The sequence below is a fragment of the Segeticoccus rhizosphaerae genome (assembly GCF_009192725.1).
Lineage (GTDB): Bacteria > Actinomycetota > Actinomycetes > Actinomycetales > Dermatophilaceae > Segeticoccus > Segeticoccus rhizosphaerae.
The window spans coordinates 1-6,978 of record NZ_VOHR01000206.1 but is presented as its reverse complement, the minus strand read 5'-3'; the positions used below and the strand labels follow the sequence as shown (position 1 = coordinate 6,978).

At 68.7% G+C, this 6,978-nt stretch carries 6 protein-coding genes and 1 pseudogene; 1 reads left to right on the top strand and 6 read right to left on the bottom strand.

Translation table 11 applies throughout. From position 1 onward, the window contains the following. On the top strand, positions 1-535 hold a 535-nt coding region (locus FRW57_RS14925), incomplete at its 5' end, for a nucleoside/nucleotide kinase family protein (RefSeq protein ID WP_152186358.1). Between the two features lie 39 nt (positions 536-574). On the opposite strand, the gene FRW57_RS14920 is transcribed toward FRW57_RS14925, so the two are convergent. From FRW57_RS14920 to FRW57_RS24085, 6 genes and pseudogenes are all read right to left on the bottom strand, one after another. Continuing rightward, complete coding sequence (locus FRW57_RS14920) at positions 575-1,606, bottom strand: TIGR03842 family LLM class F420-dependent oxidoreductase (RefSeq protein ID WP_137120056.1); 1,032 nt, start codon at positions 1,604-1,606, stop codon at positions 575-577. Between the two features lie 52 nt (positions 1,607-1,658). Continuing rightward, positions 1,659-3,077, bottom strand: a complete 1,419-nt coding sequence (hydA, locus tag FRW57_RS14915; RefSeq protein WP_152186357.1) for a dihydropyrimidinase — start codon at positions 3,075-3,077, stop codon at positions 1,659-1,661. Between the two features lie 100 nt (positions 3,078-3,177). Further along, entirely contained in the window at positions 3,178-4,014 is an 837-nt protein-coding gene (locus FRW57_RS14910) for a nitrilase-related carbon-nitrogen hydrolase (protein WP_137120054.1), read from the bottom strand. Further along, positions 4,011-5,708, bottom strand: a complete 1,698-nt coding sequence (locus tag FRW57_RS14905; protein ID WP_203230342.1) for an NCS1 family nucleobase:cation symporter-1 — start codon at positions 5,706-5,708, stop codon at positions 4,011-4,013. The genes FRW57_RS14910 and FRW57_RS14905 overlap by 4 nt, the downstream gene beginning before the upstream one ends. Before the next feature lie 159 nt (positions 5,709-5,867). Next, positions 5,868-6,728 carry an ABC transporter permease gene (locus FRW57_RS14900; RefSeq protein WP_152186356.1) on the bottom strand — a complete coding sequence of 287 codons (861 nt, stop codon included), beginning with the start codon at positions 6,726-6,728 and terminating at the stop codon, positions 5,868-5,870. Further along, positions 6,715-6,978, bottom strand: a pseudogene (locus tag FRW57_RS24085) (DUF4162 domain-containing protein); the annotation flags it as partial. The gene FRW57_RS14900 and the pseudogene FRW57_RS24085, both read right to left, overlap by 14 nt.

Below are 6,978 nucleotides of genomic sequence, written 5' to 3'. Positions count from 1 at the left end.
CACGCCGCCGGCGCCCGGGCAGGGTGCCGGCGGCACGGCATACGGGCGCGGCGACTGGGTGGCGCACGTGCCGATGGACGGCTTCCACCTCGCCGACGTCCAGCTGGAGCGACTTGGGCTGCGTGACCGCAAGGGCGCGCCGGAGACCTTCGATGCCGGTGGCTACCTGTCGCTGCTGCAACGCTTCGTCTCCGACGAGCCGCGCGTGCTCTACGCCCCCGGGTTCGAGCGGGAGCTCGAGCAGCCCCTCGCCGCGGCCATCGCGATCCCGCCGTCCACCCGGCTGCTGTTGACGGAGGGCAACTACCTGCTGCTGCCCGAGGGGGACTGGCCCGCGGTCCGCGAGCTGCTCGATGCGGTCTGGTACGTCGAGCTCGGGGAGCGCGAGCGCGTCCGCAGGCTCGTCGACCGGCATGTCGCGTTCGGCAAGTCGCCCCGCGAGGCGGCCTCCTGGGTGGAGCGGACCGACGAGGCCAACAGCCGGCTGGTCGCCGCCACGCGGGCCCGGGCCGACCTGGTGGTCAACGAGTGGTGACCTGGCGGGACACCGCACCTGGATGTGGGCGGCGGGCGGTCACGATCGCGACAGCGGGCGCTCCGCCATGGCGGGAATGACCTTCTGCCCGTAGGCCCGCAGGACCTCGTCCTGGGCATCGTGCTGCAGGTAGATCGCAAACTGGTCCACCCCGAGGTCCTGCAGGTGCCGCAGTCTGGCAACCTGCTCCTCCACCGGGCCGATGAGGCAGAAGCGGTCGACCACCTCGTCCGGCACGAACGCCGTGTGCGTGTTGCCCGCCCGCCCGTGCTCGTTGTAGTCGTAGTCCTCCCGGCCCTTGATGTAGTCGGTGAGTGCGCGGGGCACCGCGACGCCGTCGACTCCGTAGCGCGCCACGATGTCTGCGACGTGGTTGCCGACCATCCCGCCGAACCACCGGCACTGCTCGTAGGCGTGCGCCTGCTGCTCGGGGCTGCCGTCGGTGACGTAGGCAGGCGCCGCCACGCAGATGGTCACGTCGTCGGCGTCACGTCCGGCGTCGACCGCGGCCTTGCGGACCGCTTCGATGCTCCACTGCGCGATCGTGGGGTCCGCGAGCTGGAGGATGTAGCCGTCCGCCGTCTCGCCGGCCACCGCGAGCACCTTCGGGCCGTAGGCCGCGACCCACACCGGGGTCCGCGACCGCGGGGCCCAGGACAGCCGGAGGTGACTGCCGCCATACTCGACCTCCTGCCCGCCGGCGAGGCCCCGGATGACCGGGATCGCAGCGCTCAGCTCCGCGACGGTCGACGGGCGGCCGCCAGTGACCCGCACCGCGGAGTCGCCCCTGCCGATGCCGCAGACGGTGCGGTTGCCGTACATCTCGTTGAGCGTGGCGTAGCTCGCCGCGGTCACCGTGATGTCACGGGTCACCGGGTTCGTGACCATGGGTCCGACGGTGATGCTCCGGGTTGCAGCGAGCATCGCGCTGAAGATGACGTAGGGCTCCTCCCACAACAGCGGTGAGTCGAAGGTCCAGGCGTGGCTGAAGCCGTAGAGCTCTGCCTGCCGGGTCAGCTCGACCACCCGCGCCGCCGGTGGGTTGCATTGGAGCACTACTCCGAAGTCCATTGTCTCCCTTGCCTTTTGGAGTCAGCGAGATCGCCTGACACGACGGATTCGCTCAGATGAGGTTCTGGCAGAGCTCGCGACGCAGGAACTTCCCGTGGCCCTTGGTGCCGTGGTAGTCGCCGTCGCTGATCACCACCGAGCCGCGCGACAGCACGGTGTCGACCTTGCCCTCGATCTCGAAGCCCTCCCACGCCGAGTAGTCCATGTTCATGTGGTGGGTCTTGCCCACACCGATGCTGGTGTGACCGTGCGGGTCGTAGACCACGACGTCGGCGTCAGCGCCGGGCGCGATGACCCCCTTGCGACCGTAGAGCCCGAACATCCGCGCCGGCGTGGTGGAGCACAGCTCGACCCACCGCTCGAGCGAGATCTTGCCGTCGACGACACCCTGGTAGAGCAGGTCGAGCCGGTGCTCGACGCTGCCGATCCCGTTGGGGATCTTGGAGAAGTCACCGAGGCCGAGCTCCTTCTGCTCCTTCATGCAGAACGGGCAGTGGTCGGTGCTGACCACCGACAGGTCGCCGGTGCGCAGGTGTCGCCAGATCTCGTCCTGGTGACCCTCGGCCCGTGAGCGCAGCGGCGTCGAGCAGACCCACTTCGCGCCCTCGAAGCCTGGTGCGCCGAGCTGTTCCTCGAGGGAGAGGTAGAGGTACTGCGGGCAGGTCTCCCCGAAGACGTTGAGGCCCTCGCCCCGCGCTGCGGCCAACGTGGCCACGGCCTGCTTGGCCGACATGTGCACGATGTAGAGCGGCGCCCCGGCGATGCGAGCCAACATGATCGCCCGGTGGGTGGCCTCCTCCTCGGTCTCCCACGGGCGGGTGCGCCCGTGGTCGATCGGGTCGGTCTCGCCCCTCGCGAGCGCCTGGGCGACGAGCACGTCGATGGCGGTGCCGTTCTCGGCGTGCATCATGATCAGCGACCCGTTGTCCGAGGCACGCTGCATGGCCCGCAGGATCTGCCCGTCGTCGGAGTAGAACACGCCGGGGTAGGCCATGAACAGCTTGAAGCTGGTGATGCCCTCGCCGACCAGCTCGTCCATCGCCTTGAGGGAGTCCTCGTCGACCCCACCGAGGATCTGGTGGAACCCGTAGTCGATTGCGCAGTTGCCCGCGGCCTTGTCGTGCCAGGTCGCCAGACTGTCCTGCACCCGCTCACCGGTCTTCTGCACGACGAAGTCCACGATCGTGGTCGTGCCACCCCACGCCGCCGCCCGCGTGCCGGTCTCGAAGGTGTCGCTGGCCTGGGTGCCGCCGAACGGCATCTCCATGTGGGTGTGGCCGTCCACCCCGCCGGGGATGACGTACTTGCCCTCCGCCTCGATCACCACCTCGGCGGACCCGGCCAGGTCCGCGCCCAGGGAGGTGTCGCCGGGCGCCACCAGCGCGACGATCCGCTCACCGTCGATGAGGACGTCGGCCTTTGTCCGTCCGGTCGTGCTGACCACGGTGCCTCCCCGGATCAGGGTGGTCATGTGGGGCCCCCGCGAAGTATCGGAGCGAGTCTGCGAGCGGAGAACTTCGTGGGGTGCATCATGTGGGCTCCTTCCGTCGAGCGGTTCGCGAGGGGTTCGGTCAGGGACGGACGAGGTCGTCGTAGGCGTCGGGGCGGCGGTCGCGGTAGAACGCCCAGGTGTTGCGGACCTCCTCGAGCAGGTCCATGTCGAGGTCGCGCACGACGACCTCCGGCTTGTGGGTGTCGCCCTTCTCGCCCACGTACTTGCCCTTCGGGTCCACGAAGTAGGACTCGCCGTAGAAGTCGTTGTCGCCGAGGTCCTCCACGCCGACCCGGTTGATCGCGCCGACGTAGTACTCGTTGGCGACCGCGGCGGCCGGTTGCTCGATCTCCCACAGGTACTGCGACAGGCTCCGCGAGGTGGCCGACGGGTTGAAGACGATCTGCGCGCCGTTGAGCCCCAGGGCTCGCCACCCCTCCGGGAAGTGCCGGTCGTAGCAGATGTAGACCCCGACCTTGCCGACCGCGGTGTCGAACACGGGGTAGCCGCCGTTGCCGGGACGGAAGTAGAACTTCTCCCAGAACCCGGGCAGGTGGGGCAGGTGCTGCTTGCGGAACTTGCCGAGGTAGGAGCCGTCGGCGTCGAGGACGGCCGCCGTGTTGTAGAGGAACCCGGGCTGCTCCTGCTCGTACATCGGCAGGACCATCACCATGCCGAGCTCCTTGGCGAGCGCCTGGAAACGTTCGGTGGTCGGCCCGGGGATCGACTCGGCATACTCGTAGAACTTCTTGTCCTGCACCTGGCAGAAGTAGGGCCCGTAGAAGAGCTCCTGGAAGCAGATCACCTGCGCGCCGTCCGCGGCGGCGTCGCGGGCATACTGCTCGTGCGCCTTGATCATGGACTCCTTGTCACCGGTCCACTCCGCCTGCACCAGTGCTGCACGTACCACCGTCATCTCGAGCTCCTTGGTCGTTGTCCGTCGATGTCTGTCTCGGTCTCGGGGTCGGAAGGGTCGCGCCTCAGCGTGTCCCCCTCGCCGGGGGCGACGCCGGCCGCGGCCAGCGCGGGCTCCGGGTCGGTCAGCAGGGCGGGATCCTGGTCGTGCTGCACGACGACGTCGGCCGCCGGGTCCGGCGCGAGCCGGCACAGGATGAGGTAGAGGATGAAGGCCACCGCGAACCCGGCGACCCAGTTGTAGTGCCAGAAGACCTTCAGGAACGGGATGTAGCCGTCGGCCGGGAAGGGGCCGGCCTTGACCCCCTTGGCGTCGACCGTGGAGTAGGCGCCGCCGACCCCGATGATCATGCCGACCACGGTGGCGACCATGGCGCGCCAGTTCCAGCCGCCCGTGTACCAGTAACGCCCGCCGCGGCGGTAGAGCTCGGACACGTCGATCCGGCGCCGCTTGATCACCCAGTAGTCGGCGATCATCACGCCTGCGACGGCGCCGAACAGGCCGCCGTAGAAGTCGAGCCAGACGAAGATGTAGGTGTCGGCGCTCTCCAGCAGCTTCCACGGCATGATGACGATGCCGATGATGCCGGTCAGGATGCCGCCGACCCGTCGGTTGATCACCTTGGGGAAGACGTTGGCGAAGTCGTATGACGGCGACACGACGTTGGCCGCGACGTTGACCGCGAGGGTGGCCACCAGCACCGTGAGGACGCCGAAGAGGACGACGAAGATGTTGTCGAACTTGCCGATCAGCTGGTTGGGGTCCCAGATCGCCTCGCCGTAGAGGGCGATGCCTCCGGAGGTGATGAGCACCGCGAGGACCGAGAAGAAGGTCATCGTGATCGGCAGCCCGAGGCCCTGGCCGATCATCTGTCCCTTCTGCGACTTGGCGAAGCGGGTGAAGTCGGGGATCGACAGCGACATGGTGGCCCAGAAGGCGATCATCCCCATCAGGCTCGGGAAGAAGACCTTCCAGAAGTCGGCGCCCCAGCCGAGCTGGGACGGCTGGTCGAGCAGCGGTCCGAACCCGCCCACCTTGTAGGCCATCCACACGAGCATCAGCACCGCGACGACGAGCACGGCCGGCCCGGCCCAGTTCTCGAACCTGCGGATCGCGTCCATGCCCTTCCAGATGAGCAGCATCTGCAGGATCCAGAAGATGGCGAAGGACACCCACATGGTCCACGGCTCACCGGCCACCATGCCGGCGTTCTTCCACCAGTCGCCGAAGACCTTGCCCAGCACCACCGCGACGCCCGAGCCGCCGAGCCAGGTCTGGATGCCGAACCAGCCGCAGGCGATGATCGCACGCAGCAGGGCCCCGAAGTTGGCGCCGCGCACGCCGTAGATCGACCGCAGGAACACGGGGAACGGTATGCCGTACTTGGTGCCGGCGTGCGCGTTGAGCAGCATCGGCACCAGCACCACGAGGTTGGCGACCGCGATGACCAGGATCGCCTGCACCCAGCTCATGCCGAGCGCGATCAGGCCGGCGGCGAGGGCCCACGTCGCCAGGTTGTGCGACATGCCGATCCACAGCGCCATGTAGTTGTAGGTCGACCAGGTGCGTTGCGGCAGTTGGACGGGCGCAAGGTCCTCGTTGTGGTAGCCGCCCTCGACGAGGTCAGCTCCAAGCTGGGTCTCCACGCGCCCGTCGGGCATCTCCACCGACTGCGTTCGCACCATCTCGGTCATCGCGCCTCACCCGTCCCAGCACGTCGCCCGCGGCGCGCCGTGTGGTCCCCGAGCTGTCTGCCCGTGGACATGGCAACACCGTAGGAGGCCCCGTCAAGTGTGGCAATGGAAAAGCGCGATCTGCATCCCAACTCGTCGGCGGAGGCGTATGCGGGCTCGTCAGGAGGTGACGTCCTTGCCGGCAAACCGCGCCCACGCAGCCGTCCAGAACACCGCGATGTAGACGACGGCCACGAATGCGCCCTCGCCGAGGTTGTCCCAGCCGATCGGGTCGCGGAAGAGGTCGCCGAAGTTGGTGGCGTAGTGGGTCAGCAGGTAGGGGTGGATCCACGACACCTGCGGGATGGAGTCGAGGATGACCATGCTGAAACTGGTGAACAAGGTGGCGATCGCGGCGCCGATTGGCTGCTCGGTGAGGGTCGACAGGAACAGACCGATGGCGGCCAGCCCGGCGAGGGACAGGGCGAGGTAGAGCGCTGCGAGCAGCATCCGCCCCACGCCCGCCCCAAGGCCGACCTGCGTGCCGCTGAGCAGGGTCACGTCTCCCCCGCCGAACAGGACCAGGCCGATCAAGGCGCCGACGACCGCCACGAGCACCGTTGCGGCGACACAGAAGATCACGACGGCGACGTACTTGACGGCGAGCAGCCTGGTCCGGTGGACCGGGACGGCCAACAGGTAGCGCAGGGTGCCGATGTTGGCCTCGCCCGCCACGGAGTCGCCGGCGATCACGCTCACCGACAGCGGCAGGAACAGGCCCATCTCGATGGTCAGGGCGGCGAGCGAGACGAAGAGCCCGTTCGAGACGATCGAGGAGAAGAAGGTCGGCGCGTCCGGTCCGGGCTTGGCGAAGGACACCTTGATGGCGATCGCGATCAGGATCGGCACCGCCGCCAGCAGGACCAGCCCGGCCTGGTTGCGCCGACGGCCGAAGATGAGGCGCAGCTCGGAGCGCAGGAACCGCCAGTCCGCCGCGGCGGCTCCTGGCCGGTCCCGCACCGGGAGGTCAACCGCTGACATCGAAGCCCTCCCCCGTGAGGGACACGTAGAAGTCCTCCAGGCTCGGTGTCTCCACCGCGAAGCCGAGCACCGGCACACCCGCGTGGACCAGCGCCGGCACGACCTTCTCGGCGTCCACTCCGAGCAGGTCGGCCGTGACCCCGTCTCGCTCCGTGCGCACCGCCTCGAGGCCGAGCTCGGCAAGCACCTCTGCGGCAGGGCCCGGGCGGGAGGTGCGCACCCTCACGCAGGCGGCCCCGCCGCCGCGCAG